The sequence below is a fragment of the Vibrio neptunius genome (assembly GCF_000967495.1).
Lineage (GTDB): Bacteria > Pseudomonadota > Gammaproteobacteria > Enterobacterales > Vibrionaceae > Vibrio > Vibrio neptunius.
On the sequence record NZ_JXXU01000113.1, the window covers coordinates 1 to 2272 of the forward strand.

Genomic DNA, 2272 nt, shown 5'->3' on the forward strand with positions numbered 1-2272 from the left:
GACCAATGTATTTGTCGTTTACAGTCTTTGTGCGCACAGCCAATTGAGCTGGTGGCGCATGGGAAGGCGAAACTCAGCCCAGATGCGCTGCTTGAGGTGCTGTCTGAACCGCAGATCCAGAAGAACCGTTGGTTTCCATTGAGCGATAGTCAGCGAGATGGCATCGTGAAAACGCTTAAACAAGAGCAAACTCTCACCTCGCGTTGATTAGCTATCAACGAGCAGGCACAGAATCACTGAGGTTTGGGGTAGGGTGGTTGCTCTAAATTATTATTAATAGAATTTTTACTCTTCTTACTAAGATAACCCGCACGCTCGCTTTTATATATTGATATTATGTATGATTCGATGTGTTTGAATTAATTTTTAGTCACTTATGATAGGTTAATGGCAAGTCAGGCAGAGACAAAAACGAGACTGCCTGTTGTTAAGGGTGTTATATTTCTGGGGGCTACATGAGCAAAATTCGAGAGCAAGCTAAGAATACTTTGTATGCATGCCCTTGTTGTGGTTATGCGACAATTGGAGAGCCTGCTGAGTACGAAATATGTGAAATCTGTTTTTGGGAAGATGATGGGCAGGATGATCCAGATTCTGAAAACTTTCTAGGTGGACCTAATGGCGTTTCCTTGAATGAAGCGAGATTTAACTTCTTGGTGTTTGGAGCAGCTGAACAAAAGGATTTACGACATTACCGAGAACCGAGTGAGAGCGATATAAATTTAAGAAACTACTATTTAGAATATCGAGTGGTCTCAGGAACAAAATATAACCAAGCATTTAAGAGTGATTCCTAACGCTTGGCGGTTTCAGTTTATGTTCTGGCTTAAGTGTTTATGGCACAATTCTTCAGGTTTGGGTGAAAGCGTTGTTCACACGTTAATTTGGCGTTATAAATGTTTTTTGTACATCATGGAATTGAGAGTAAATAGATGAAAGACTTCACTAGACTCGAAGAAACGAAACATATGTTTGAATGGTTTACATGTGACCCATTTGAAGCAATATATGATGATATGGCAAAAACTCTCAATGATCGAGTAGAAGGGACCGAGATTTTGTCATTTCAAGTGACTAGTGCTCCGGAGTGGCTTACAGCAGTAAAAGCGAAAGAAGATGATGTAGATAAATCTATATTAACGAAAGCGGGCGTCGCTTTTGAAGCGAGGGTTGAGGCAAGAGCTGTAGATGGTCAAATGCACCTTCTTACGGGAGTCTTTACTTGGATTGGCTTTAGCTTTGACAAAAAGCTAAAGCATTTGTTTTGGTTTGATTTAGGTGAAACCTTAGAAACTCATGGTAAGGATGGTGAGCTATTATCTCGTATTTATGCTCATTAGCTGCCAAATTTATTACACATATGAGCCTTCTGCCTGTCAATAGGTAATAACATCCTGTTGGCTGCGTGAGCAGCCAATGCTCTTCGAACAACAAAGTTATCTACTTCGCTTGTCATGTCGGTCATTACGCATTACTTACGACAAACACATATTGAGGATCTCTTATTGCGGTCTCGCCGCTGCCAACCATTATTGGCTGGGTCACTAGACACTTATCGGTTAACCCCCGCAGGTACTATTCAAAAAAATGGTTAAACAGTGGGTATTAAGGTGTCTGTCCTAATTAGATTCAATATGACGTATATTCGATAGTTTTTAATGAGTTATGGTAAGTTGATAAAAAGTCAGGTAGAGAGAAAAACGAGACTGCCTGTTATTAAGAATGTTAGGCAAAAAGGTGGATAAAGCATGTCAGAAGAAGTATTAGTTGTAAAAGATGAAGTTCAGCGCCCAATACCAACAGTGTGGCGTCAAACATTTTGCCAAATAGTAAGTTCTTTTGTTGATCACGATTACCTTCTCAATAGAAGCATTGAGGGGTTAGTTCCAGTAGCACAAGACATAGCTGACCAGATAGAAACATATGTTAAAGATTACGATGAAAATTTGGTTGCCTTACCAGAGCAAACTTGGGATTCATCTGTATGTATGTGGATGGAAACTCATTGGGATGTACTAATTGACCTTTGGACTGAAACTGAAGGTTTAAGTGATTTGGTGCTCCAAGCCAAAGTGTTTGAGTCCAAAGACGGTTATAAGTATCAAATAGAAATGGTTTACGTGCCATAGCGAAAATTTGCCTAACTCATATGAGCCTTCTGCCTGTCAATAGGCAATCACATCCTCTTGGCTGCGCGAGCAGCCAATGCTCTTCGAACAACAAAGTTATCTACTTCGCTTTGTCATTTCGGCCATCAAGCATTGCTTACGAC

General features: G+C 40.4%; 4 protein-coding genes. All 4 read left to right on the top strand.

All coding sequences use genetic code 11. From position 1 onward, the window contains the following. Positions 1-207: hypothetical protein (locus TW84_RS24690; protein ID WP_045977966.1), on the top strand; the 207-nt coding region annotated here is incomplete at its 5' end. Positions 208-455: 248 nt separating this feature from the next. Next, positions 456-797 (top strand): CPCC family cysteine-rich protein, encoded by a 342-nt coding sequence (locus TW84_RS23185; protein ID WP_045977967.1) that lies wholly within the window; start codon positions 456-458, stop codon positions 795-797. A gap of 135 nt (positions 798-932) precedes the next feature. Beyond that, positions 933-1340 (top strand): hypothetical protein, encoded by a 408-nt coding sequence (locus TW84_RS23190; RefSeq protein ID WP_045977968.1) that lies wholly within the window; start codon positions 933-935, stop codon positions 1338-1340. A 408-nt stretch (positions 1341-1748) separates the two neighbouring features. Next, a complete protein-coding gene (locus TW84_RS23195) occupies positions 1749-2129 on the top strand; it encodes a DUF7668 domain-containing protein (protein WP_045977969.1) in 381 nt (126 codons plus the stop codon). The last annotated feature ends 143 nt before the right edge of the window (positions 2130-2272 follow it).